The sequence below is a fragment of the Kitasatospora sp. NPDC085895 genome (assembly GCF_040702125.1).
Classification (GTDB): Bacteria; Actinomycetota; Actinomycetes; order Streptomycetales; family Streptomycetaceae; genus Kitasatospora; species Kitasatospora arboriphila.
In genome coordinates this window covers 1-24,506 of the sequence record NZ_JBFBJY010000044.1, presented here as the reverse complement: position 1 = coordinate 24,506, position 24,506 = coordinate 1, and the positions used below count along the sequence as shown (strand labels likewise).

The window sequence follows — 24,506 nt, the reverse complement described above, 5'->3', positions numbered from 1 at the left end:
GTGTTTGCCACCACTCGACCCGGGGCCCGATGCCGGATCGATATCTATTTCGAACAAATATTCAATTCATTCAGGAGCGACCGCTCCTGACGGCACGCCAGCGCGCCAGCATGCCCTCCGGCACCTCCTCGACGGTCAGCGCGTAGACCAGGTGGTCGCGCCAGTCGCCGTCGATGTGCAGATACCGCGGACGCATTCCCTCCTCGCGGAAGCCGAGTTTCTCGACCACCCGCCGGCTCGGCCGGTTCTCCGGTCGGATGCACACCTCGATCCGGTGCAGTCCGAGCGTGCGGAAACAGTGGTCGACCGAGAGCGCGACGGCGGTCGGCATGATGCCGTGGCCCGCCACTTCCTCGTCGATCCAGTAGCCGACGTTGGCGGAGCACATCGACCCCCAGGTGATGCCGCCGACGGTGAGCTGGCCGACCAGCCGGCCCCGGTGCAGCACCACGAAGGGCAGCATCCGGCCGGCCGCCGCCTCGCCGCGCAGGTAGCGGACCATCTGCCGGTAGCTCGGCCGGGCGATCCCGCCGCGGCCGGCCGGCGGCGGGGGCACGGTGGCCTCCCAGCGCCGCAGCCAGTCCCGGTTGCGGCGGCTGACCTCCTGCCAGGCGCGCTGGTCACGGGCCCGGATCGGGCGCAGCGTCACGTCGCCCTCGGTCAGCTCGACCGGCCAGCCGGCGCTCAGCTCGTGCTCCGGACGGTGCTGTCCGGCCGCGGGTGGTCGCCGCCGCGGAGCTGGTCGACGGCGTGGGCGAGCAGCGGTTCGAGGACGGCCAGGCCGTCCTTCACGCCGCCGGTGGAGCCGGGCAGGTTGACGATCAGGGTGCGTCCGGCGAGGCCGGCGAGGCCGCGGGAGAGCACCGCGGTGGGCACCTTGTCGCGGCCGTGCGCGCGGATCGCCTCGGCGATGCCGGGGATCTGCCGGTCGATCACCCGGGCGGTCATCTCGGGGGTGAGGTCCATCGGCGAGATGCCGGTGCCGCCGGTGGTGAGGACGACGTCGTAGCCGGCCTCGACGGCCTCGCGGAGCACCGCCTCGACCGGGTCTCCGTCCGGCACGACCCGCGGGCCGTCCGCGGCGAAGCCCATCCGGCCGAGGCCCTCGACGAGCAGCGGGCCCCCCTTGTCCTCGTACACGCCGGCCGAGGCGCGGTTGGAGACGGTGACGGCGAGCGCGCGCACGGGGCGGCCGGCGGCCGGACGGCCGTCGGCGGTCACCGGGCGTCCTCGCGGGCCCAGTCGCCGCTCTTGCCGCCGGTCTTGGTGAGCACCCGGACGTCGGTGATCGCGGCGGCCTTGTCGACCGCCTTCACCATGTCGACGACGGTCAGTCCGGCGACGGCGACGGCGGTGAGCGCCTCCATCTCGACGCCGGTGCGGTCGGCCGTCCGCACGGTGGCGGTGATCTCGACCGCGTCGTCGGTGACCGCCAGGTCGACGGTGACGCCGGAGATGGCGATCGGGTGGCAGAGCGGGATCAGGTCCGGGGTCCGCTTGGCGCCCATGATCCCGGCGATCCGGGCGACGGCGAGGGCGTCGCCCTTGGGGACGCCCTCGCCGCGGAGCAGTTCGACCACCCGCGGGGCGACGGCGACCCGCCCGGCGGCGACCGCGGTGCGGACGGTGGTGGCCTTCTCGGAGACGTCCACCATGCGGGCGGCGCCGGTGTCGTCGACGTGCGTGAGGCGGTCGCCGGGGGGTGTCTCGGTCACGGGGGCTCCAGTGGCGCGGGTCGAATACCGCGCTACCGTACAACCCCGGTGGCGTCAGTCCGTGAGAAGGACCACGTCGACGCGGCTGCCGGCCGGCAGCGCGGTGGTGTCCTCGGGGACGGCGATCAGGCAGTCGGCGTGCGCGAGCGCGCCGACCAGGTGCGAGGAGGCGCCGCCGACCGGGGTGACGGTGCCGTCGGTGCCGTACCGGCCGCGCAGGAACTGGCGGCGGCCCGCGGGCGAGGAGAGGTCCGCGGTGCAGACCGCGGAGACGACCGGCCGGTGCACCTCGGGGGCGCCGAGCATGGTGCGGATCAGCGGCCGGACGAACAGCTCGAAGGAGATGTACGCGCTGACCGGGTTGCCGGGCAGGGCGAGCAGCGGCACGCCGTCCTTGCCGAGCCGGCCGAAGCCCTGCGGCTTGCCGGGCTGCATCCGCAGCCGCCGGAAGTCGACGCCGCCGAGGTCCTCGCCGCCCGGCAGCGGCTGGAGGGCCTCCTTGACCACGTCGTAGGCGCCGACGCTGACGCCGCCGCTGGTGACGATCAGGTCGGCGTCGGCGAGCTGCTCCTGCAGTACCCGGCGGAGCACGGCCGGGTCGTCCGGCACGCCGCCGATCCGCACGGCCTCGGCGCCGGCGGCGCGGGCGGCGGCGGCGAGGGCGAAGCTGTTGGAGTCGCTGATCCGGCCGGGGCCGATCGGCTCGCCGGGCTGGACGAGTTCGCTGCCGGTGGAGAGCACCGCGACCCGCGGGCGGCGGTGGACGGCGACGGTGGCGCGGCCGATCGCGGCGAGCAGGCCCAGCTGGGCGGGGCCGAGCAGGGTGCCGGCGGTGAGCACCGTGGTGCCGGCGGTGATGTCGCTGCCGCGGCGGCGGATGTGGGCGCCGGCCGCGACCGGGCGGAGCACCTGGACGGTCTCGCCGGCGACGGCGGCGGTCATCGCGTCGGCGGCCTCGCCGGTGCCGCTGCCGCCGTCGGTCCACTCGACCGGGGCGACGGCGTCGGCGCCGGGCGGCACCGGTGCCCCGGTCATGATCCGGGCGGCCTGCCCCGGGCCGACCTCGGGGAGTTCGGCGGCGCCGGCCGCGATGTCGCCGACCACGGCGAGGGCGACCGGCGCGGTGTCCGCGGCCCGCAGCGCGTAGCCGTCCATCGAGCTGTTGTCGAAGGGCGGCAGGTCGACCGCGGCGGTGACGTCGGCGGTGAGCCGGCGGCCGAGGGCGTCCAGCAGGTCGACCTCGACCGCGGGCAGCGGGGCGGCGGCGGCGAGGACGTCGGCGAGGTGCTCGTCGACGGTCCACGTCCGGGGGGCGGCCGGGGCCCCGGCGCCCTCGCAGCAGGGGTCGTTGCTGCCGTGCGCGGGGCCCGCGGTCATCGCCTCACTCGCCTTCGTGATGGGTCAGCTGTGCATCTCGGTGGCGACGAACTGCCGGAGCCAGTCCCGGAACTCGGGGCCGAGGTCCTCGCGCTCGCACGCCAGTCGGACGATAGCGCGAAGGTAGTCGGCGCGGTCGCCGGTGTCGTAGCGGCGGCCCTTGAACAGCACGCCGTGGACGGGGCCGCCGCCGGTCTCGTCGCGGGCGGCGAGCTCGCGCAGCGCGTCGGTCAGCTGGATCTCGCCGCCGCGGCCGGGCGGGGTCTTGCTGAGCACCTCGAAGACGGCCGGGTCGAGGATGTAACGGCCGATCACCGCGTAGTTGGACGGGGCGTCCTCGGTGTCGGGCTTCTCGACCAGGTCGGTGATCCGGAAGACGTCGTCGCCGAGGCCGTTCGGCTTGACGGCGGCACAGCCGTAGAGGTGGATCTGCGAGGGGTCGACCTCCATGAGGGCGACGACCGAGCCGCCGAGCTCCTGCTGGACCTCGATCATGCGGGAGAGCAGCGGGTCGCGCGGGTCGATCAGGTCGTCGCCGAGGAGGACGGCGAAGGGCTGGCCGGCGACGTGCTGCTCGGCGACGAGGACGGCGTGGCCGAGGCCCTTGGGGTCGCCCTGCCGGACGTAGTGCATGTTGGCGAGCTGCACGGACTCCTGGACGCGGCGCAGCCGGTCGTGGTCGCCCTTGCGGGTGAGCAGCTCCTCCAGCTCGTAGGCCCGGTCGAAGTGGTCCTCCAGCGCGCGCTTGTTGCGGCCGGTCACCATCAGTATGTCGGACAGGCCGGCGGCGGCGGCCTCCTCGACGACGTACTGGATGGCCGGCTTGTCGACCACCGGCAGCATCTCCTTGGGCGTCGCCTTGGTCGCCGGGAGGAAGCGGGTCCCCAGGCCGGCAGCGGGCACGACGGCCTTGGTGACGGGGGTGCGGGCGTGCGTCTTCGTCATGCGTCGACCTTACTGAGGCGTTTCAGCGCCCTGTGAGAGCGAGGTGAGTGGGGTGTTAAACCCCGTCCCGAGCAGCGGCCGTGGTGGCAGCGGTGCGGGCGTGGCCGACGGAGGTGAGGGTGGCCTCGGTGCCGGTACAGGCGGACAGACTACCCGGCTTTCCCGCCGCCTCCGTCGGCCCGTCGGACCTCCGCCGGCAGCGCACCGCAGGTGCGGGCTCGGGTGCCGCCGCGGGGACGGTCTCCACCGGGGCTCCGCGCCAGCAGTCGCCGCCCGCCCGGCGGGCCTCGGCGAGGGCCCGGTCGGCGGCCCTCAGCAGCAGGGCGGCGTGGGACCCGTCGCGCGGCAGGACGGCGATGCCGACGGCGGCGGTGAGGCCGTTGCCGCGGGCGGTGGCGGGGGCCCCGGCGGGGCCGGCCGGGGTGTCGGCGGGGCGGGGCTCGGCGCCGCTGCCGGACCAGTCCAGCAGCCGGTGCCGGCGGACGGTCCAGACGAGCCGCTCGGCGACCTGGGCGGCGCCCTCGGCGCCGGTGTCGGGCAGCAGGACGAGGAACTCCTCGCCGCCGTAGCGGCCGAGGGTGTCGGAGCGGCGGATCTCGACGGCGAGGCGCTGGGCGAGGTCGCGCAGCACGGCGCCGGCCCGGCTGCGGCCGTGCTCGGCGACGACCGCGTCGAAGCCGGTGATCTCCAGCATCAGCAGGGCGAGCGGGCGCTTCTCGTCGCCGGCCGCGGCGCGGCGGGCACGCTCGATCTCCTTGTCCAGGGTGATCTGCAGGTGCCGGTAGTTCCACACCCCGGTGAGCGGGTCGCAGGAGGCCGTGCGCTGCAGTTCGTCGCGCTCCTGGCGCAGCTCGGCGACGGTGCCCTGCAGGGCCGCCTCGCGCTCGGCCGCGGTGGCCGCGGCCCGGCGCAGCCGCGCGCCGAGCAGCCCGGCGCCGGCCAGCGCGGGGGCGCTCAGCGCGGCGAGTGCCTGGACCAGGAGCGGGGTGGACATGTGGCGCCTTCCGCATGTCAGGCTCGGGGCACCGATCGGTGCCGAGCTGTGGGGACCCATGACTGCCAATCCATTGCACAACGACAAGGCCGCGCTGAGGTCACGCCTGCTGGCGGGACGCCGCGCACTGTCACCCGCTCGGCGGGCATCGGCGGCCGGGGAGCTGGCCGTGCAAGCCGCCGCGCTGACCGAACCGGGCTGGACGGTGGCGGCGTACGTGTCGGTCGGCGGCGAGCCGGGCACCGGTCCGCTGCTGGACGCGCTGGCGGCCCGCGGGGTGCGGGTGCTGCTGCCGGTGCTGCTGGCCGACAACGACCTGGACTGGGCGCCGTACGAGGGGCGGGAGGCGCTCGCCCCGGCCTCCCGGGGCCTGCTGGAGCCGACCGGGCCGCGGCTGGGGCCGGAGGCGGTCTGCGGGGCGCGGCTGGTGCTGCTGCCGGGTCTGGCGGTGGACCGCCGCGGGGTGCGGCTGGGCCGCGGCGGGGGCAGCTACGACCGGGTGCTGGCCCGGCTGGCCGCGGCCGGTGCCGAGCCGCTGCTGGCAACCCTGCTGTACGAGGAGGAGCTGCTGCCCGAGGTGCCCGGCGAGCCCCACGACCTGCCGGTGGACGCGGTGGTGACGCCCTCGGGGGTGCACCGCTTCCGCGGGGGCGCCGCCGGCTAGTGCCGCGGCGGCGCCCCCGCGGCGGATCAGCCGCTGGTGAGCGTCATGGTGTGCGCGGTCGCCTTGGTGACGGCGTCCGGCGAGTACGCCCAGGGCAGCAGTTCGCCCTTGGCCCACAGCTCGGTCTGGTCGTTGTAGTTGCTGTGGAAGGCGTGGCCGGAGGCGCCGCCGACGTTGATCCAGCGGGAGGCGTCGAAGTCGGAGAGGTCGACGACCATCCGCATCGAGGGGATCCAGTCCACCTGGTAGCCGGCGGCGGCGTTCCAGCCGGCGGCGTTCACCGCGGCGCTGCCGCCGGAGAGCCGGTACGGGCCGCGGTTGAGCAGCCGGTGCACGAAGCCCGAGGCGATCGAGGAGTCGTCGCTGCCGAGCGTCGTCTCCTTGAGCGTCAGGGTGTGCAGCCGGCCCCAGCTCCAGGTGGAGATGGACTTGCCCAGGTAGGCGGTGAGGTCCTGGCGGGCGTTCATCATCGCCTGGGCGAGCAGGTTGTTCAGGCCGTGCTGCGGCAGGTGGTCGGAGTCGATGTAGTTCCACCAGGTGCTGTCGGGCTGCGCCAGCTGGGTGCGGACGACCTCCGTCCAGCGGTCGCCGCCGTCCGGCTGGGCCTGGTCGGGCTTGCGGGTGCCGCACTCGGTGACGGGCTTCACCTCGCCGTTGACCGCGTCGTCGGGCAGCGTCGAGTTGGACTTCTGACGGACCAGCAGGCAGTCGCCCTCGGCGCGCAGCGAGGCCGGCAGCTTCTGCCCGAAGGCGAGGGTGAGCAGCGCCCGCCAGACGCCGTTGTAGTAGGCGGCGGCCGCGGAGTCGGCGTCCTGGTGGTAGTTCCAGTCCTTCAGCAGGTCCTGGGCCTCGCGGACGTAGGGGTCGGAGATCTTCACCTTGAGCAGCAGCGGGACGAGGGTCTTGGCCATCACGCTGGTGTTGTCGAGCTGCATGGCCTGCATGTCGTCCGGCGAGATCTTGCCGCCGTTCTTCAGCCGGCCCTCGATCTGGTCGGTGATCTCCTTGGCGCGGGTGCCGTACTCCCAGTCGGTGGTGATGGAGAACGGGTAGCCCTTGTCGACCACGGCCTGGTTGGCGGTGACGATGTAGCCGGAGGCCGGGTTGTAGCTGTAGGGCAGCGACTTGAAGGGGACCGGGTCCTTCTTCCAGTCGTAGGCCGAGTCCCAGCCCGGGGCGGGGTAGCGGCCGTCGCCCTTGCCGCGGACGGGGACGGTGCCCGGGGTCTGGTAGCCGATGTTGTTCTCGGTGTCGGCGTAGATCAGGTTCTGGGCCGGGACGGCGAAGTCGGCGGCGGCCTTCTGGAAGCCCTTCCAGTCGGCGGCGGCGTCGAGCTCGAAGACGGCGTCCATCGTCCGGCCGGGGGTGAGGGCCGTCCACTGCAGGGCGACGCCGTAGCCGCTGGCGCGGTCCGGGGCGGCGTTGCCGGCCGGGGCGTAGGTGCCGACGTTCTGCTGCTCCGAGGACTGGTCGGAGATCAGCGGGCCGTTGACGGTGGTGCGGACGGTGATGGTGCGGTCCTCGCCGCCGGCGACCTTGATGGTCTCCTTGCGGGTCTGGAACTTCACCTCCTGGCCGTCGCGCAGGTAGGTGTCGGGGCCGGTGACCTTCTCCAGGTAGAGGTCGGTCACGTCGGCGCCGAGGTTGGTGAAGCCCCAGGAGACCTTCTTGTTGTGGCCGATGACCACGCCGGGGGTGCCGGCGAAGGTGAAGCCGGCGACGTCGAAGCCGCACTTGGGGCCGACGGTGCGGCAGTGCAGGCCCATCTGGTACCAGACGGACGGCATGCCGGGGCCGAGGTGCGGGTCGTTGGCGAGCAGCGGCTTGCCGGTGGTGGTGTGGCTGCCGGAGACGACCCAGGAGTTGGAGCCGATGCCCTGGCCCTGCGGGCCGAGCAGCTGCGGCACGGCGGCCATCTTGTCGGAGAGGTCCTTGAGGACGGCCTGGGTGGCGGCGCGGCCCTGCGTGGTGCCGGTGCCGGTGCCGGCCGTCGCGGCGGCGGTGCCGGGCGCGGCGCCGCCGTCGGCGGGCCTGTAGGTGCCGTCTGCGGCGAGCTTGCCGGTCTTGACGATGGTGCCGTTCCGGTCGTACGGGTACGCCGGGTACAGCTGGTCGATCTCGCTCTGCTCGAAGTTCTGCGCCAGCAGCGCGCGGTCGATCTCCTCCTGGCGGTTGCCGGAGAGGTTCCAGGCCATGGCCTTGAGCCAGGCCACCGAGTCGACCGGGGTCCACTCCTCCGGCTTGTAGTCGCCGTTCACGGCGCCGAGCAGGGCGTACTCGAGGGAGGCGTCGGCCCCGCCGGGGTGCTCGGAGAGCCAGGCGTTCACGCCGTCCGCGTAGGCCTGCAGGTACTTCTTGGTCTCGGCGGAGAGCACGGTGTCGTACTCCTGCTGCGCGACCCGGCGCCAGCCCATGGTCCGCAGGAAGGCGTCGGTCTCGACCTGGCCGGAGCCGAACATCTCGGACAGCCGCCCGGCGGTGATGTGCCGGCGGACGTCCATCTCCCAGAAGCGGTCCTGCGCCTGGACGTAGCCCTGGGCGCGGAAGAGGTCCTCGGAGGTGTCGGCGTAGAGCTGGGGCACGCCCTTGTCGTCGCGCTTCACGTCGACCGGGGCGGCGAGGCCGGCGACCCGGACGGTGCCGGTCAGCTCGGGGAAGGAGGCACGCACGGTGTGGACCGCCCAGTAACCGCTCCCGCCCAGCCCGGCGATCAGCAGCACGACCAGCACGATCACGATCAGACGGGCGCGCCGGAACTTCTTCGAGCGGGGCATCTGGGTCCTTGACTGGGGGACGTGGCGGCGGTGACAGCTCACCACATTAGGTCGGCTCAGGTGGCGGACGTGCACCGGGGACGCCCACGGTTGGATCAGAGGGGACGATACCCCGGAGGGATGACCGGAAGGGAAGGCCGAGGGGCCTCGATCAAAGATCAAGTAAAATGTTAGACTGAGTAACGACTCATCAGCCCCTCCTGCCGCAGAGGTGCCCCTGCGTGACCGTCGACCACCTGAACGCGTTCCTGCTCGAGTTCTCCGTGATCCTCCTGGTCGCGGTGGTCGCCGTGCGCATCTCCACCCGCTCCGGGCTGCCCAGCCTCCTCGTCTACCTCGGCATCGGCATCGCCCTCGGCCACAACGGCCTCGGCATCGCCTTCGACAACGTCGCCCTCGCCCAGGTCCTCGGCTACGCGGCCCTGGTGGTGATCCTCGCCGAGGGCGGGCTGAAGACCAGCTGGCGGGCGATCCGGCCGGTCATGCCCGCCGCCGGCGTGCTGGCCACCTTCGGCGTCGCGGTCAGCGTCTTCGTCACCGCCGCCGGCGCGCACTGGCTGGTCGGCCTGGACTGGCGCACCGCGCTGCTGCTCGGCGCGATCGTCTCCTCCACCGACGCCGCCGCGGTCTTCTCCGTGCTGCGCACCGTGCCGCTGCCGCGCCGGCTCACCGGCCTGCTGGAGGCCGAGTCCGGCTGCAACGACGCCCCGGTGGTCATCCTGGTCGTCGCCTTCGCCGCCACCGGACCGCTCGACCCCTGGTACGTGATGGTCGGCACCATCCTCGGCGAGCTCGCCGTGGGCGCCGCGGTCGGCTTCGCCGTCGGCCGGATCGGCGCCTGGGCGGTCAAGCACGTCGCCCTGCCGTCCTCCGGCCTCTACCCGATCGCGGTGATGGCCCTGACGGTGCTGGCCTACGCGGGCGGCTCGCTGCTGCACGGCTCCGGGTTCCTCGCCGTCTACACCGCGGCGGTGATCCTCGGGAACTCCAAGCTGCCGCACGGGCCGGCCGTCCGCGGCTTCGCCGACGGCCTCGCCTGGATCGGCCAGATCGGCATGTTCGTCGTCCTCGGCCTGCTGGTCACGCCCAGCGAGATGGGCTCGGCGATCGTCCCTGCGCTGGTCTGCGGCGCCGTGCTGGTCTTCCTGGCCAGGCCCGCCTCGGTGCTGCTCTCCCTGACGCCCTTCCGGCTGCCCTGGCGGGAGCAGGCGCTGCTCAGCTGGGCCGGCCTGCGCGGTGCGGTGCCCATCGTGCTCGCCACCATCCCGATGGTGGCGGCGGCCCCGCGGGCCCAGGAGGTCTTCAACATCGTCTTCGTGCTGGTCGTGGTCTTCACCCTGCTGCAGGGGCCGACCCTGCCGCCGGTCGCCCGCGCACTGCGGATCGGCGAGGGCGACCTCGGCCAGGACCTCGGCATCGAGTCCGCGCCGCTGGAGAAGCTGCACGGCCACCTGCTGTCCGTCTCGCTCTCCCCGGAGTCGAGGATGTCCGGCGTCGAGGTGGGCGAGCTGCGGCTGCCCAGGGGCGCCGCGGTCACCCTGGTCGTCCGGGAGGGCAGCAGCTTCGTGCCGGAGCGCACCACCATCCTGCGGGCCGGCGACGAGCTCCTCGTCGTCACCACCGAGGAGGTCGGCGAGGCCGCCGAACGCCGGCTCCGCGCCGTCGACCGGGGCGGCAAGCTGGCGGGCTGGCTGCGCGGCCGCTGAACCGGCGGCCGCCGGGGGCGGGATGTGACCTGCCTTGCATCGGCGGCCCCACAGGGCCCGGCTGCCATATAATCGATCGATACGGAAGATCTACACCTAGAAAACCCGCAACATCTGCCTGATGCAGAGTTGGCGCGACCGCTCGGCGGCCGCGGTCCGCAGCACCCTGCCTGACGCCGGCACCCGCACCACCCCACAGCCGGCAGGACCCGGTATCTACCCCGGTCGACGCGCGAGAGGACGACTCTCGGCGCCGTCGGGGCCCACCCGTTCCCCGGCGCGCTACCAGGCAGCAGGAAGGACCGACCGTGACGGCCCGCCGAACGGTCGACGACACCCTGTCCCCCGGCACGCCCGCGCCTGCCGGCCCCGATGCCGCACCCGCGTCCGCACCCGCCCGGGTCGGCTACGCGGAACTGCTGCGGACCCCCGGCGCCTGGACGTTCCTGGTCCCCGCCTTCGCCGCCCGGCTGCCCTACGCCATGCTGAGCCTGGGGATCGTGCTGCTCGTCCTGGACACCCACGGCTCGTACGGCACCGCCGGCGCGGTCGCGGCCGTCTCCGCCGTCGCCCAGGCCCTGGTCGGCCCGCAGACCGGCCGGCTCGCCGACCGCCACGGCCAGGCGGCCGTGCTGCTGCCCAGCGTCGCCGTGCACGCCGTGTCGGTGGCCGCGCTGATCGGCCTGGCACTGGGCCACGCCCCGGCCTGGGCGCTGTTCGCAGCCGCCGCCCCCGCGGGTGCCTCGGTGCCGCAGATCGGCGCCATGGCCCGGGCCCGCTGGGTCTCCCGGCTGTCGGACTCCCCGGCCACGCTGAACACCGCGTTCGCCTTCGAGTCGGTCACCGACGAGTTCACCTTCGTGGTCGGCCCGGTGCTGGCCACCGCCGTCGCCACCACGGTCACCCCCTCCGCCGCGCTGATCGCCGAGGCCGCGCTGACGGTCGCCGGCGGCCTAGCCTTCGCGGCCCAGCGCCGCACCGCCCCGGCCCGCCACCCGCGCACCGCCGGCGGCCGCGGACCCTCCGCGCTCTCCTCCCCCGGCGTCCGGCTGCTGGCCGGCGCCTTCCTCGGGGTGGGCACCGTCTTCGGCGCCATGCAGGTCTCGGTGACCGCGTTCGCCGAGTCGGTCGGCAGCGCCGGCGCCAGCGGCACCGTGTACGGCATCTTCGCCGGCGGCTCGATGCTCGCCGGCGTGCTCTACGGCCTGGTCGCCTGGCGCCGCTCGGCCCGCAGCCGGATGCTCGGCTGCTACGCCCTGCTGGTGCTCGGCTGCTCGACCCTCTGGGCGATGCCGAACCTCACCGCGCTCTCCGTCGCCGGACTCTTCTGCGGCCTGGCCATCGCGCCGACCCTGATCACCGGCTACACCCTGGTCGAGACGCTCGTCCCGGACGGCGCCAAGACCGAGGCCTTCACCTGGCTGACCGGCGCCATCGGCCTCGGCCTCGCGGTCGGCTCCACCGCCGCGGGTCGGCTCATCGACTCGGGCGGGCCGTCCGCCGGATTCCTCGTGCCGGTCGTCGGCGCGGGCCTCGGCCTGGTCGCGCTGCTCGCCCTGCGGGGGCTGCTGGTCGCTCCGCGGGACGCCGCCGCGGTCGCTCCGGCCCGCTCCGCGTCCGGGGCGCAGGCCGCGGACGACGGTCTCCGGGCGGGCCGGCCGGCCCCGGCCGACACGGCCTCCCGGGCCGCCGACGGCACCGGGCCGCGGCAGCTCGTGGGTGCGGGAACCGGGCGCTGAGGCCCGGGCCCGGCGGCCCGGACCCATCTCACACCCGGCATCGCTGGACTGTTCCAGCGGAATACCGCATCATTGACGATCGTTAGCACTCATCAGGCGAGAGTGCCAGGAGGAAGCAAGTGCCCACGTACCAGTACCAGTGCACCGAGTGCGGCAACGGCCTGGAGGCGGTGCAGAAGTTCACCGACGAGGCGCTGACCACGTGCCCCGACTGCCAGGGGAAGCTCCGCAAGGTCTTCTCGGCCGTCGGCGTCGTGTTCAAGGGCTCGGGCTTCTACCGCACGGACAGCCGCTCCTCCTCCAGCAGCTCGGTGAGCTCGGGGTCGTCCTCGACCTCGTCGTCCACCGGCTCGTCCTCGGGCTCGACGTCCTCCGCACCGGCTGCCGCGTCCTCGGGGTCGACGGCCTCGGCGCCGGCCGCGAGCTGAGTCTTCGCACCGGAGGCCCGGTGCCGCACTCCCCCGTGGAGAGCGGCACCGGGCCTTTGCGCGTGCGCCGGGGGTTCCGGCTGCGCCAGGAGTCCTACCTGTGCCAGGGGTCCTGCCTGTGCCCGGTGTGCGACTGAGCAGGCGTGCGGCAATTGATTGCGCCGTTCGGGTGAGGCGGGTTTTCCACAGGCCGGGGTTTTCCACAGGAAATCGGTCGGCAATTCCGGAGGTGCCGAGCTCGGCGCATTCTGCTGTCCGCGGGCCCGGCCGGGTCCGCGGACAGCCGACCGGAGGCCGCCGACACCGTGACCACCCACCTCGCTCCCCCGCCGCCGTGCTCCGTCCCGCCCCGCCGGAGCGTGCCCGACTTCCCGCCGATCCGCCGCGGCTCCGGCGGCCGCCACCGACTGCAGCAGGCGGTGCGCCACCGCCCCGGGGTGGTGGCCGCCGGGCTGCTCGCCGCCGCTACCGCGCTCGCCGCCGGGCCCTTCCGGCCGGGCCCGCCGCCGATGGCGGCCGCCTCCACGGCGACCACCGAGCCGGGGGCCGCACCGCGCTGCACGGGCACCGCCCCGCCCCCGCACTGAGCGGCGGGCGGGAGTGCTCCCCGACATCCGGCATGCCGATTTCCTGACCCGCCGATCCGCTGTGGTGTCGTGGCGGGATGAAGGGTTTCAAGGAATTCCTGCTCCGCGGAAACGTCGTCGATCTCGCGGTCGCGGTGGTGATCGGCGCGGCCTTCACGAACATCATCAATGCGTTCGTGAAAGGCATCATCAATCCGATCATCGGCCTGTTCGGCACCAAGGACCTGGCATCCTACCGCTCCTGCCTGAAAGGCCCGTGCACCCTCGCCGCGGACGGGTCCGTCTCGTCCGGCGTCTTCATCCTGTGGGGCGAGGTGCTCAGTGCGGTGGTGCAGTTCCTGATCACGGCCGCGGTGGTCTACTTCGTCTTCATCCTGCCGATGCTGCACTTCATGGCGAAGCGGAAGACCGCGGAGGAGGAGGTCCTGGAGGCGGAGGAGAAGGAGGTCGTCCTGCTCACCGAGATCCGCGACGCCCTCGTCCGCCGGGGCTGACCGACCGCATGGCCGCCGGACGGGCCCGCGCCGGGCCGCAGCACCCGCGGGGGCTAGTCGCCGTGGTGCGGGGGCCGCTGGCTCAGGTACCAGTCGAGCCCGCGGGCCGAACCACCGCCGGGGCGCTCGCCCCAGCCGGCGTCGGTGTCGTCGGCGGTCTGCCGGTCCAGCGGGTCGCCGAACACCAGCCGCGCCGCGGACGGCCCCTGCCGCCCCGGCTTCTTCGTACCGGGCTTCCCGCCCGGCTCCTCGCCCGGCTGCCCGTCCTGCTCGACGGTCCGCTCGCCCATCGTCCTGCCTCCCGCTCTCCTCTCCACCAGCCTAGGTGGTGCCGGACGGCCGCGGGCCCCGGCCCGGGGCACTGCCCGGACCGGGGCCCGCGAACGCCGCTCCCGCGGTCAGGCCGCCTCGAAGCCCGCATGGTCGGCGATCTTCTTCAGCTCGGCCAGCGCGTGCTTCTCGATCTGGCGGATCCGCTCACGGGTGAGCCCGTGCTGCTTGCCGACCTCGGTCAGCGTCCGCTCCCGGCCGTCCTCCATGCCGTACCGGGACCGGATGATCGACGCCGTCCGGTCGTCCAGCCGCCCGATCAGGTCGTCCAGCTCCTCGCGCCGGAGCATCACCATGACGGCGTCCTCCGGCGAGACGGCACCGGTGTCCTCGACGAGGTCGCCGAACTGGGTCTCGCCCTCGTCGTCGACCGACATGTTCAGGCTGACCGGGTCCCGCGCCCAGTCGAGCACGTCCTTGATCCGCTCCTCGGTGGTGTCCAGCTCGGCCGCGATCTCCGCGGGATCGGCCTCACGGCCCAGCTCCTTGGACTTCTCGCGCTGCACCCGACGGATCCGGCCGAGCTCCTCGACGAGGTGCACGGGCAGCCGGATGGTGCGCGACTGGTCGGCGATCGACCGGGTGATCGCCTGCCGGATCCACCACGTCGCGTACGTGGAGAACTTGAAGCCCTTGGCGTAGTCGAACTTCTCGACCGCCCTGACGAGGCCCGCGTTGCCCTCCTGGATGAGGTCCAGCAGGGGCAGGCCGCTGCGCGGGTACCGGCGGGCCACGGCGACGACCAACCGGAGGTTGGACCTGATGAAGACGTCCTTGGCGCGCTCCGCGTCCTCGGCTATCGCCTCCAGCTCCTCGCGCCTCGCACCCTCGGGCAGGGCGCCCTCGTCCAGCAGGTGCTGGGCGTACACCCCGGCCTCGATGCGCAACGAGAGCTGGACCTCCTCGGCGGCGTCGAGCAGCGGCGTCCTGGCGATCTCGTCGAGGTACATGCCGACGAGGTCGCGGTCGGCCTCAAGGTTGGTCGGCCGGGCCGAGCGAGTCCGGTCGGCCCTGTCGCGAACGACGGCACGAGTGGCCATGCTTGCTCCCTTGCTGGATTGCCGGGTCTGGCGGCTACCGGGTCTGGCGGCGCGGCTCGCGCGGGGCTGCGCTGCTCATACAAGTGCGGGCCTCCTGGAGGCTCACACGTAACGATCCAACGCGCAGAAATGGGACAACATTCCCAACTCACTCAGATTTTCGCGCCTCATGCAGTATCCTGCCGATTTTCATCGAGGCGATCGACGCTGCGCCATCGAGCGGCCACCATGCGCAACGGTCGCGGGCGCTATCGCCCCTTCCAACGAACAACACCTCCCGATCGCACCTTCTCCGCACAAAAGATGCCGAATCGCGATCGCGCCGGGTCCGCTCCGCACACCGCCACTGGGAAGGTGTCTGCCATGCACCCGTCCGCCGTTCCCGCCGCCCGTCGGCCCGTCGCCCGACACGCCCTGTGGGCGCTCGGTGACACTCTGTTGTTCGGGGCGCTGCTCGGGCTGGTGGCGGGCGGCTGGGGGCCGCTGTCCCGGCTCGACCAGCACTGGGCCGGCGCCCTGCACGGCTATGCCCGCCGCCACACCGCGTGGACGGCCTCGATGCAGACGCTGGGCGACATCGACGGGCCGGTCACCATGCGGGTGCTGCTGTTCGGTGCCGCGGTCTGGCTGTGGGCGATCAGGGCCCGCACCCTCGCCTCCTGGGCCGCCGTCCAGGGCGCCCTCGGCTGGGCACTGGCGATCGGCCTCGCGGACGCCGTGGGCCGGGACCGCCCGCACTTCGCCGACCCGGTCGCGCACGCCGACGGCGCGGCCTTCCCCTCCGGACACGCCATGGCCTCCGGCATCACCTGCGCCGCCCTGGTCGCCCTGGTCTGGCCGCTGGCCGGGCGGGCGGGCCGGATCTGGGCCGTCGGAGCGGCCGCCGCGGCGGTCCTGGCGGTCGGCTGGAGCCGGATCGCCCTGGGCGTCCACTGGCCGAGCGACGTCCTGGCCGGATGGCTCGCCGCCGCGGCCCTGCTGGGCTGGGCGACGGTCGCCGTGGAGCTGTGGCGGCCCGGTGCGCTGGCCCGGGACTTCCGCCGCGTCGACCGGCGGACCAGGCCCCGCGTGCAGCGCGTGCTCGCCCGCGGCACGCCCACCGGGAACGCGGACGGGGCCGGCGACGAGGACGGTGACGACTCCGGCGACGGCAGCGGCGGCGGGTCGGCCCGACGTGCACGCGGCGACAGGAACAGCAGGGACGACGGGGACGACCTCGACGACCCCGGTGGCCGCGACGCCCCCCGCGGCGCCGCGGACGAGGCCCCGGCACCCCGCCGGCGCAGCTGACGTGCAGTGATAAAGCTCACACGATCGGGCGCCACCCCGGCGGTGAAGGGACGACGATGACGGCCGATCACTCCGAACGGATTGCAAGCCTCGCCGACATAACCGGACATAGAGCCACAATTCATCACCCTTCACGCCACCGGGCCGTTCCGGCCCCCGATATCCTCCGTGGGCGCAGGGCTGCCGCCCGCGACACCGACCTCCCCAGGGAGTGCCGCGGTTTGGCAGACTGCTCCGGTTGGGTGCACCTGTGCGGAGGCCCCACAGCCCCACCGCCCAGGCACCGAGTGACGGGGATCCGATGACCATGAACACCACGGGTGAGTCCCCCGACTCGTACGCCCACCCGGACCCGCCCACCATGGCCCTGCGCAAGATCCCGCCGCAGCCTCCGGAGGCCGGGTACACCGGCGATCCGTCGCAGGCCGCGGGCGCCGGGTACCCGGGGGTCCCCGCCCAGCCGGGCGTGCCGCCGCAGCCGGGTGCCTTCCAGCAGCCCGGCGTACCGCCGCAGGCCCCCGCCACCGTCCCCGCGCAGCGCCAGGCCGAGGGTGAGGCCCCGGCCGCGCCCGCCGCCTCGGTCGGCCGCAGCGGGCTGATCATGGCCCTCGGCACGCTCTCCTCGCGCGCCCTCGGCTTCGTCCGCAGCGCGATGATCATCGCCGCGCTCGGCGCCGCCGGCCTCGGCGACTCCTTCAACGTCGCCAACTCGCTGCCGAACGTCGTCTACATGATGCTCATGGGCGGTGTGCTGGCCTCCGTCTTCGTCCCCGAGCTGGTGCACGCCGCGCAGACGCACAAGGACGGCGGCGTCGCCTACACCGACCGGCTGCTCACCCTCTGCGGCGTCATCCTGGTCGTGCTGACGGTGGGCGCCTGGCTGCTGGCCCCGACGATCGTCGACCTCTACTCGAACTTCGACGGCGCGCAGCGCGACCTGACCATCGCCTTCGCCCGGTACTGCCTGCCGCAGATCTTCTTCTACGGCGTCTTCACCCTGCTCGGCCAGGTGCTCAACTCGCGCGACCGCTTCGGCGCGATGATGTGGACGCCGGTGCTGAACAACGTGGTCGCGATCGCCGTCTTCGGCCTCTACATCCTGGTCGGCAACGACGCGGACACGGCCGAGCAGATGACGACCGGCCAGACCATGCTGCTGGGCCTCGGCAGCACCCTGGGCATCGTCGTCCAGGCGGTCGGCCTGCTGCCCTCGCTGCGCTCCTCCGGCTTCCGCTTCCGGCCGCGCTTCGACTGGCGCGGTGCCGGTCTGACCAAGCCGATCCGCGCGGCGAGCTGGGCGCTGCTGCTGGTCGTGGTCACCCAGCTGTCCTTCGCCGTGATCAGCCGGCTGAGCACGGGCGCCGGCGTCCGTGCGGCGAAGGACGGTCTGACGATGGGCCTCGGCAACTTCGCCTACACCAACGCGTACCAGCTGTTCGTCGTCCCGCAGGGCGTCATCACCATCTCCCTGGTGACGGCGCTGCTGCCCGGCATGTCCCGGGCCGCGACCCGGGGCGAGCTGACGAAGATCGGCTCGGACCTGGCCGGCATGCTGCGCTCCTCGGCCGCCATGATCGTCACGGCCACCGTGCTGTTCATCGCGCTGGCCCCGCAGATCGCCGACATCGCCTACGGGCACGGCAAGGTCACCTCGGCCGACTCGTGGGTGATCGCCCAGACGCTGATCGCCTTCGCGATCGGACTGCCGGCCTTCTGCGCGCAGTACGCGCTGTCCCGCGGCTTCTACGCGATGGGTGACGCCAAGACCCCGTTCTGGCTGACGGTGGTGTCGACCACGGTCAACTCGGGCCTGTCGGCGGTCGCGTACTGGCTGCTCAGCCCGCGCTGGATCATCATCGGCATGGCGGGTGCGCAGAGCATCGCCTGCCTGGTCGGTGTCGGCCTGACCGGCTGGGCCCTCGGCCGCCGGCTGCGCAAGCCCGTTCCGTCCGCCGTCCCCGCCTCGGCCCCGGCCGGCCCGGACGCGACGATGGTGCTGGGCCTGCGCCGCAACGGCAAGCCTCGCAGCGGACTGGACGGCGGTTCGGTCGTCGCCCTGCACCTGGCCATCACGGCGGCCTGCCTGCCGGGCGCGGCGGCCGCGGTGTGGCTGTCCGGCCGGATCTCGGACGCCACCGGCGGCGGGATGCTGAGCAGCGTCGTCGGCCTGGCCGCCGGTTCGCTGGCCGTCCTGGTCTCGCTGTTCGCCCTGGCCCGTCCGCTCGGCGCGGGCGCGGCGGTGGCCCCGTTCGCCCGCAAACTCCGCATCCCGTACCCGGAGCCGGCCGCCGCCACGGGCAACGGCAAGCACCGCCGCTGAGGCCCTGTCGATCCCGGCGGCGCCGGGGTCCTCGTCCGGTCCGACGGCCCGGCGCAGCACTCCTGCGCCGGGCCGTCGCCGTACGCCCGTCTCCCGTTCGGAGCAGGGCGGTTCGCCCCGGCGGGTGGATGCCCGTTGCGGAGCCCCTGCCCGCCCCGTTGGACGGGTGCGGTCCCCGGTGGCCGGTGGACACCCCACTGGGCCCCGGTTCCGCGTCGCCCGCCCCGCGTCGGCACCGGCGGAGTCCCGACCGGGACCTCCCGACGGGTGCTGCCGCGGCGGGCTCCGGACGGGTCCGGCCCCCACGGCCGGGACGGGAACGGGAAGGCCGCTGACTCCGTTGACTGCCGCACGCAGGGCCGGTCGAGGGCCCGCCGGGACCGCACACCGCCGCAGGCACGGCCGGCGGCTGCCGCTGGCGATCACCGCGGCGGTGGCGGTCTCCGCCGCCGGCCTGGCCCTGCCGGCCGGTGCGGCAGCCGCGCGGGGCAGTGCGGATGCCGCGCCTGCCGCTGCTGCCGCCGCGCCGGTCACGGCGGCAGCGGGGTCCGGCGTCCTGCAGCGCCGGTTCGCCGACGCGGCCGCCGAGTTCGGGGTGCCGCGGAGCGTCCTGCTGGCGTTGTCGTACCAGCAGACCCGTTGGGAGTCGCACCACGGCGAGCCGAGCACCACCGGCAACTACAACGTGATGGGCCTGACCCGGGTGGACCCCGCCGCGGTCACCCGGGCCCTCGCCGCCGGGCCGGGTCCCGAGGCGGACCTCCGCGGCGACGACTCCCCCGTGCGGCGGGCCGCGCCCGGGGTCCGGGTCGAGGACGGCCCGGCCCTGCACACCCTGGAGCGGGCGGCGGAGCTCCTGCACGAGCCCGCGGAGCGGCTGCGGACGGAGCCGTTGCAGAGCATCCGCGGGGCGGCGGCCCTGCTGGTGGCGTACCAGCGGGAGGCGGGCAGGCCGCTGTCGGGCGATCCGGCGGCCTGGTTCGCGGCGGTGTCCCGCTTCAGCGGGTCCCCGGCCGGGCAGGGCGGCGACGACTTCGCCGACCGCGTACTCGGCACGGTGAGGGCAGGAGCCTCCCGGGTCACCTCCGACGGGCAGGTGGTCACGCTGTCCGCCGCCCCGGCCGTGGCCGCCGCTCCCCCGGTCGCCGGGCGCCCCGCCGAACCTTCCGCCGCGCCATCCACCGGGCCGTCCGCCGGGACCTCCACCGAGCAGGGCGGCGCCGGGCGCAAGGGTCCGTCGAACGAGAACGCACCCGGCCGGGTCGAGTGCCCGGCCGGCCTCGGCTGCGACTTCCGGCCCGCCGCCTACGCACTGACCAACGCCTCGGACCCGTCCTCCTTCGGCAACTACTCGGTCGCCGACCGCCCCGCCGACGGCCAGCGGATCGACCGCATCGTCGTCCACGACACCGAGGGCGGCTTCGAGGGCTCGATCGCGGCGTTCCGGCAGCCGGCCACGCAGGCCAGCGCGCACTACATCGTGCGGTCCTCGGACGGCCACGTCACACAGCTGGTGAGCACCGGGAACGTCGCGTGGCACGCCGGCAACAAGACCGTCAACATGCACAGCATCGGCATCGAGCACGAGGGGTACGCGTTCCCGGCGGACAAGGCGACCTGGTACTCGGAGCAGTTGTACCGGTCCTCGGCCTCGCTGACCCGGTACCTGGCGGACCGGTTCGGCGTACCGCTCGACCGGCAGCACGTCATCGGGCACGACGACGTCCCGGGCCCGCGCCAGCAGGACGTCCCCGGCATGCACTGGGACCCCGGCACCTTCTGGGACTGGAACCACTACATGGACCTGGTCGGCGCGCCCGTGCGGGCCGGCACCGGCGGTCCGGTCGTGGTCGGCGGCACGGTCACGATCGCCCCTGCCTTCGACTCCGGCAACACGCCCCCGGTGGACGGCGCCCCGGCCCGCCCGGAGAACTTCGTCTACCTGCGCACCGCCCCGAGCGCGACCGCCCCTCTGATCGGCGGCGGCACCACCCGGGCCTCCGACTGGCGGGCCAAGGCGGTCGCCGGCACCGGCTACGTGGTCGCGGACCGGCGGGGCGACTGGACGGCGATCTGGTACGGGGTGTGAAGGGCTGGTTCGACAACCCGCACGGCCGGAGCGCCGCCGCGGACGACCGGCCGGGACGGACGGTCCTGGTGCCCAGGGCCGGCCGGACCTCCGTTCCGGTGTACGGCAGGGCGTACCCCGAGCGCGCCGCCTACGCCCCGTACCCGGCCGTCGCCGCGGTCTTCGACCCGGCCGGCCTCGCGCCGACGCCCTACACCGCGGCGATCCCGGCCGGACAGGGCTACCTCGCGGCGGGGGACCGGCCGGTGCACGGCGACTACTACTACGCGCGGAACATCGACGGCGACGCACCGGACGACCGCACCCTGGTCGTCGGCCGCGACCTCTACTACCCGATCCGGTACGACCACCGGCTGGCGTTCCTGAGGTCGACCGACGTCGTCGCGGTCACCGCGGCCACGGCCGCGGGCGGTTCCGCCCCGGTGGCGCCGAAGCGCCTGCCCGACCCCGGCACCGGCCGCACCGGCACCGCAGGCACCGTCACCGGCGACCCGCGTGCACCCGGAGGGCACCGGCGCCACCGACGGTGACCTCCGCGGGCCCCGGACCGGCCTCCGCCCCGGCTGCGCCACCGGGGCGCCTGCTCCGACTCCGAACGAGTGGACTCGCCGCGGCGGGTGCCGGTGGGGCGAGAGGTGCAGCGGACCGGGGTGGTGATGTTGCCGTTCGAACCCGTGATCCGGAAGAGGCGCCGTGCGACGCACTCCCCACCACCGGCTGTTCGCCGCAACGCTGTTCGCGGCGTCCGTGCTGGCTCCCATGACAACTGCCCCCGCCACGACCGTCCACGCCACGACCCTCCACGCACCGACCGGCCGCGCCGCGGGCGTGGGGCGGTACGACCCGGACGAGTGCCCACCGGACGGTCTCGGCCCCGAGCTGACCGCCCGTCTGGACAGCACGATCGAGGACGTCCGCCGGCAGGCGGGCATCCCGGGCGTCGTGGTCGGGCTGTGGATGCCGGGCAGGGGGAGCTACGTCCGCGCGACCGGTGTCGCCGACACCGCCACCGGCAGGCCGATGGCCGTCGACTCGTACGTCCGGATCGGCAGCGAGACCAAGACCTTCACGGTCACCGCGCTGCTCGAACTCGTCGACCAGCACCGGGTCGGCCTGGACGACCCGATCTCCGCCTACGTCGACGGCGTGCCGGACGGCGGGCGGATCACCCTGCGTCAGCTCGCCGAGATGCGCAGCGGCTTGTTCCCGTACACCTCCGACCCGGACTTCGTCCACGCCCTGCAGAGCGACCCGCACCGGCGGTTCAGCCCGCGGGAGGTGCTCGCGTACGGGTTCGAGCACGACAACACCTTCGATCCGGGCGCGGCCTTCGAGTACTCCAACACCAACCTCGTCCTGCTCGGCCTGGTCGTCGAGAAGGTCAGCGGGCAGCGGCTCGCCGACTTCGTCCAGCGGCGGGTGCTCCGCCCGGCCCACCTGCGCCGCACGCTGTTCCCGCGGGGCGCCGAGTTCCCCGAGCCGCACCCGCGCGGGTACACCGACCAGACGTTGAGCGGGGCGGTCGAGGACGTCACGGACTGGAACCCCAGCTGGGCCTGGGCGGCCGGGGCGATGATCTCCGACCTGCAGGACCTGCGCCGCTGGGCCGAGGTCGTCGCCACCGGACGGCTGCTCAGCCCCGGAACCCAGGCGGAACGGCTGAAGACCCTGCCGACGGGCTTCCCGGGCACCGGTTACGGCCTCGGCATCTTCAAGGCGAACGGCTGGATCGGCCACAACGGTTCGATCCCCGGCTACGAGACGGTGACCGTCTACCTGCCCTCGCAGCGCGCCACCCTGGTCGTCATGATCAACACCGACGTCCTCAGCCAGGGCCAGGAACCCTCCACCCTCCTCGCCCGGGCGATCACCGCGATCGTCACCCCGGACAACGTCTACGCCGGCGCCGTCCCGCCCCACTGACCCGCCGAGGCCGATGCGCCGAGACCGACCCGCTCCCGCACCCCGTGACGCCCCTTCCGATCGGGACGTACCCGGCCCACCACATCGAGCCCGGCGCCGCCGACGACGGGCACGGGAGGGGCACGGCGGGACCAGCGGCGCGGAACGGCGAAGGCCCAGGTGGGAGGGCTTCACCCTCTGGCCTGGGCCTTTTCGTGTTCCTGGTGCTGTGCCCCAGGCAGGATTCGAACCTGCGACACCGGCTTTAGGAGAGCCGTGCTCTATCCCCTGAGCTACTGAGGCGGGGCCTGCCGACTGCCTGCGGTGGGGCGGGCGGTGTTCGGCCGACGGCAGACAGACTAGCGGATCCGGCGCTCGGAGATCGTGTGCGGTGGCAGGTGCCGGGGACGGGAACTGGCTATTCTGGCCCGGCCGCTATGTCCGGGTTGGCAGCTGATGAGTAGATACGTACAGATAATCCGACAAGAGCTTTTCTGGTTGGTGCCTGGTCTGGTCGCCCTCGCCGTGGGCCTCGCCGGGATCGGCGTGCCCGAGCTGTGGCGCGACGAGGTGTCGAGTTGGAGCGCCGCCGGGCGACCGCTGCGCGGACTGTTCGCGATGCTGGCCAACGTCGATGCCAGCAACGGCGCTTCGTACGTCCTGCTGCACGCCTGGACGGGCCTGTTCGGCGACTCGCCCGCAGCCCTGCGGCTGCCGTCCGCCCTGGCGGTCGCCGGCGCCGCCTGCTTCACCGCGCTGATCGCCCGGCGGATGTTCGCCTCGCCGCTCGCCGGACTCGCCGGCGGCCTGCTGCTGGCGACCGTGCCGCAGATCTCCCGCTACGCCCAGGAGGCCCGCGCCTACGCGGTGGTGGCCTGTGCGGTGGCCGCCGCGACCTGGCTGCTGCTGCGGGCACTGGAGCGGCCGACCGCCGACCGCTGGGCCTGGTACGCGCTGGCGACCGGCGTGGCCGGGGTCTTCCACCTCGTCTCGCTGGCCTGCCTGGTCGGCCAGCTGCCGATGGTGGCGGCCGCCGCCCTGCGGCCGGACGCCCGCCGGGTGCTCCGGCAGTGGCCGCTCGCGGTGGCCGCCGGGGTGGCCCCCGTCCTGCCGGTGATGGCGCTCGGCCGGCTGCAGTCGGGCCGCCAGCTGTCCTGGTTGGCCGCGCCGACCGTCCGCGACCTGCGGTTCGTCTGGCAGGACCTGTTCGGCTCGCACCAGGTGCTGTACGCGTTCCTGGCCATGGCGCTGCCGGCCCTGCTGCTGCGCGGCTCCCGGCGCCCGGCCGCGCTGCTGCTGCTCGCGGCCTCGCTCCCGGTCGGCGCGGTGTGGGTGGTGTCGCGGCTCGGCAGCACCTCCTTCTTCCTGGCGCGCTACCTGCTCTTCACGGTGCCGCTCTGGGCGGCCCTCGCCGGCGGCGGGATCGGCGCCCTGGCCGCGCTGCTCGACCGGCCCGTCCCCGTCCGCCGGGCGCCGGCCGCGGTGTCGGCCGCGGCGGCGGTGCTGCTGGTGGCCGCGGCGGCCGCCGTCCCGGCCTGGCTCGGCCTGGACCACCAGCGGGTGCTGCGGACGGCCGCCTCGCACACCGACACCGACTACCGCGGGGCGGCCCGGCTGGTGGCGGCCGGGTACGCGCCGGGCGACGCACTGGTCGCGGTCGGCGGCGACCTGAACTGGATGATGGTCGGCCCGGCCGTCTCCTACTACCTGCCCGCCGGGGTCCGCCCCCGGCAGCTCTTCGTCCGGGAGAGCGCGGCGGCCGCCCACGACCTCTTCGCGGTCGAGTGCCCGGTGCCCGTGACCTGCGTCGGTGACGAGAGGCGTGTCTGGGTCGTTACCATCGGCACGGGCGACGATCCGTACGAGCGACTCCCGGGCGACCAGGCCCGGGCCCTGCGGACGGCGTTCGTCCCGGCCGAGGTCCGGCACGTCCCCGGGCTGACGGTGTCGCTCCTGGTCCGCCGCCCGGCGGCCGGTGCGGCACCCGCGCCGGGCCGTCCGTGACCCGCCGCCGACCCGAAAGGCTGTGCCGTGACTGCCCCTGAGGAGACCACCTTCGCCGATCTCGGCAGGGTGCTGGTGATCATCCCGACCTACAACGAGGCCGAGAAC

At 74.1% G+C, this 24,506-nt stretch carries 21 protein-coding genes and 1 tRNA gene; 12 read left to right on the top strand and 10 right to left on the bottom strand.

Annotated features, from left to right (window positions below):
• Positions 1–70: 70 nt before the first annotated feature.
• Genes AB0442_RS25020 through AB0442_RS24995 form a run of 6 tightly spaced genes read right to left on the bottom strand, consistent with a single transcriptional unit; the run spans position 71 to position 5,031 of the window.
• On the bottom strand, positions 71–688 hold the full coding sequence (locus AB0442_RS25020; protein ID WP_366165512.1) for a GNAT family protein: 618 nt from the start codon (positions 686–688) through the stop codon (positions 71–73).
• On the bottom strand, positions 685–1,221 hold the full coding sequence (locus AB0442_RS25015; protein ID WP_363548395.1) for a MogA/MoaB family molybdenum cofactor biosynthesis protein: 537 nt from the start codon (positions 1,219–1,221) through the stop codon (positions 685–687). Before AB0442_RS25015 ends, AB0442_RS25020 begins: the two co-directional genes overlap by 4 nt.
• Complete coding sequence (gene moaC / locus AB0442_RS25010; RefSeq protein ID WP_030270697.1) at positions 1,218–1,715, bottom strand: cyclic pyranopterin monophosphate synthase MoaC; 498 nt, start codon at positions 1,713–1,715, stop codon at positions 1,218–1,220. Before moaC ends, AB0442_RS25015 begins: the two co-directional genes overlap by 4 nt.
• Before the next feature lie 54 nt (positions 1,716–1,769).
• The gene (glp, locus tag AB0442_RS25005) at positions 1,770–3,092 is read right to left on the bottom strand and encodes a gephyrin-like molybdotransferase Glp (protein WP_366165458.1); all 1,323 of its coding nucleotides are present in this window, start codon (positions 3,090–3,092) and stop codon (positions 1,770–1,772) included.
• A gap of 24 nt (positions 3,093–3,116) precedes the next feature.
• Positions 3,117–4,037 carry a UTP--glucose-1-phosphate uridylyltransferase GalU gene (gene galU, locus AB0442_RS25000; RefSeq protein WP_366165456.1) on the bottom strand — a complete coding sequence of 307 codons (921 nt, stop codon included), beginning with the start codon at positions 4,035–4,037 and terminating at the stop codon, positions 3,117–3,119.
• 55 nt (positions 4,038–4,092) lie between these two features.
• Positions 4,093–5,031, bottom strand: a complete 939-nt coding sequence (locus tag AB0442_RS24995) for a GGDEF domain-containing protein (RefSeq protein ID WP_366165455.1) — start codon at positions 5,029–5,031, stop codon at positions 4,093–4,095.
• 58 nt (positions 5,032–5,089) lie between these two features.
• Between AB0442_RS24995 and AB0442_RS24990 the strand changes: the two genes are divergently transcribed.
• Complete coding sequence (locus AB0442_RS24990) at positions 5,090–5,695, top strand: 5-formyltetrahydrofolate cyclo-ligase (protein WP_366165453.1); 606 nt, start codon at positions 5,090–5,092, stop codon at positions 5,693–5,695.
• A gap of 26 nt (positions 5,696–5,721) precedes the next feature.
• Here the strand turns inward: AB0442_RS24990 and AB0442_RS24985 are convergent, their stop codons facing one another.
• Complete coding sequence (locus AB0442_RS24985; RefSeq protein WP_366165451.1) at positions 5,722–8,469, bottom strand: penicillin acylase family protein; 2,748 nt, start codon at positions 8,467–8,469, stop codon at positions 5,722–5,724.
• Between the two features lie 221 nt (positions 8,470–8,690).
• Here AB0442_RS24985 and AB0442_RS24980 point away from each other — a divergent pair, with 221 nt between their 5' ends.
• The 5 genes from AB0442_RS24980 (at position 8,691) to mscL (ending at position 13,423) form a co-directional block, all read left to right on the top strand.
• A complete protein-coding gene (locus tag AB0442_RS24980; RefSeq protein ID WP_366165449.1) occupies positions 8,691–10,175 on the top strand; it encodes a potassium/proton antiporter in 1,485 nt (494 codons plus the stop codon).
• Positions 10,176–10,591: 416 nt separating this feature from the next.
• Positions 10,592–11,914, top strand: a complete 1,323-nt coding sequence (locus tag AB0442_RS24975; protein WP_366165511.1) for an MFS transporter — start codon at positions 10,592–10,594, stop codon at positions 11,912–11,914.
• A 119-nt stretch (positions 11,915–12,033) separates the two neighbouring features.
• On the top strand, positions 12,034–12,342 hold the full coding sequence (locus AB0442_RS24970) for an FmdB family zinc ribbon protein (RefSeq protein ID WP_363548384.1): 309 nt from the start codon (positions 12,034–12,036) through the stop codon (positions 12,340–12,342).
• Between the two features lie 305 nt (positions 12,343–12,647).
• A complete protein-coding gene (locus tag AB0442_RS24965; protein WP_366165447.1) occupies positions 12,648–12,929 on the top strand; it encodes a hypothetical protein in 282 nt (93 codons plus the stop codon).
• Between the two features lie 77 nt (positions 12,930–13,006).
• On the top strand, positions 13,007–13,423 hold the full coding sequence (gene mscL / locus AB0442_RS24960) for a large conductance mechanosensitive channel protein MscL (RefSeq protein ID WP_363548382.1): 417 nt from the start codon (positions 13,007–13,009) through the stop codon (positions 13,421–13,423).
• 53 nt (positions 13,424–13,476) lie between these two features.
• On the opposite strand, the gene AB0442_RS24955 is transcribed toward mscL, so the two are convergent.
• Both AB0442_RS24955 and AB0442_RS24950 read right to left on the bottom strand, forming a co-directional pair.
• Positions 13,477–13,713: a hypothetical protein gene (locus AB0442_RS24955; protein ID WP_366165445.1), complete on the bottom strand. Its 237-nt coding sequence runs from the start codon at positions 13,711–13,713 to the stop codon at positions 13,477–13,479.
• 108 nt (positions 13,714–13,821) lie between these two features.
• A complete protein-coding gene (locus AB0442_RS24950) occupies positions 13,822–14,703 on the bottom strand; it encodes a sigma-70 family RNA polymerase sigma factor (protein WP_344625982.1) in 882 nt (293 codons plus the stop codon).
• A gap of 453 nt (positions 14,704–15,156) precedes the next feature.
• On the opposite strand from AB0442_RS24950, the gene AB0442_RS24945 reads away from it, so the two are divergent.
• The 5 genes from AB0442_RS24945 (at position 15,157) to AB0442_RS24925 (ending at position 22,415) form a co-directional block, all read left to right on the top strand.
• Entirely contained in the window at positions 15,157–16,083 is a 927-nt protein-coding gene (locus tag AB0442_RS24945; protein WP_366165443.1) for a phosphatase PAP2 family protein, read from the top strand.
• A gap of 307 nt (positions 16,084–16,390) precedes the next feature.
• Positions 16,391–18,403, top strand: a complete 2,013-nt coding sequence (gene murJ, locus AB0442_RS24940; protein ID WP_366165441.1) for a murein biosynthesis integral membrane protein MurJ — start codon at positions 16,391–16,393, stop codon at positions 18,401–18,403.
• A 433-nt stretch (positions 18,404–18,836) separates the two neighbouring features.
• Positions 18,837–20,492 (top strand): N-acetylmuramoyl-L-alanine amidase, encoded by a 1,656-nt coding sequence (locus tag AB0442_RS24935; RefSeq protein WP_366165440.1) that lies wholly within the window; start codon positions 18,837–18,839, stop codon positions 20,490–20,492.
• A complete protein-coding gene (locus AB0442_RS24930; RefSeq protein WP_366165439.1) occupies positions 20,489–21,022 on the top strand; it encodes a hypothetical protein in 534 nt (177 codons plus the stop codon). Before AB0442_RS24935 ends, AB0442_RS24930 begins: the two co-directional genes overlap by 4 nt.
• Positions 21,023–21,185: 163 nt before the next feature.
• On the top strand, positions 21,186–22,415 hold the full coding sequence (locus AB0442_RS24925; protein ID WP_366165437.1) for a serine hydrolase domain-containing protein: 1,230 nt from the start codon (positions 21,186–21,188) through the stop codon (positions 22,413–22,415).
• 209 nt (positions 22,416–22,624) lie between these two features.
• Here AB0442_RS24925 and AB0442_RS24920 read toward each other — a convergent pair.
• A tRNA-Arg gene (locus tag AB0442_RS24920) sits at positions 22,625–22,697 on the bottom strand.
• A gap of 198 nt (positions 22,698–22,895) precedes the next feature.
• Between AB0442_RS24920 and AB0442_RS24915 the strand changes: the two genes are divergently transcribed.
• Positions 22,896–24,398, top strand: a complete 1,503-nt coding sequence (locus AB0442_RS24915) for a glycosyltransferase family 39 protein (protein ID WP_366165509.1) — start codon at positions 22,896–22,898, stop codon at positions 24,396–24,398.
• The last annotated feature ends 108 nt before the right edge of the window (positions 24,399–24,506 follow it).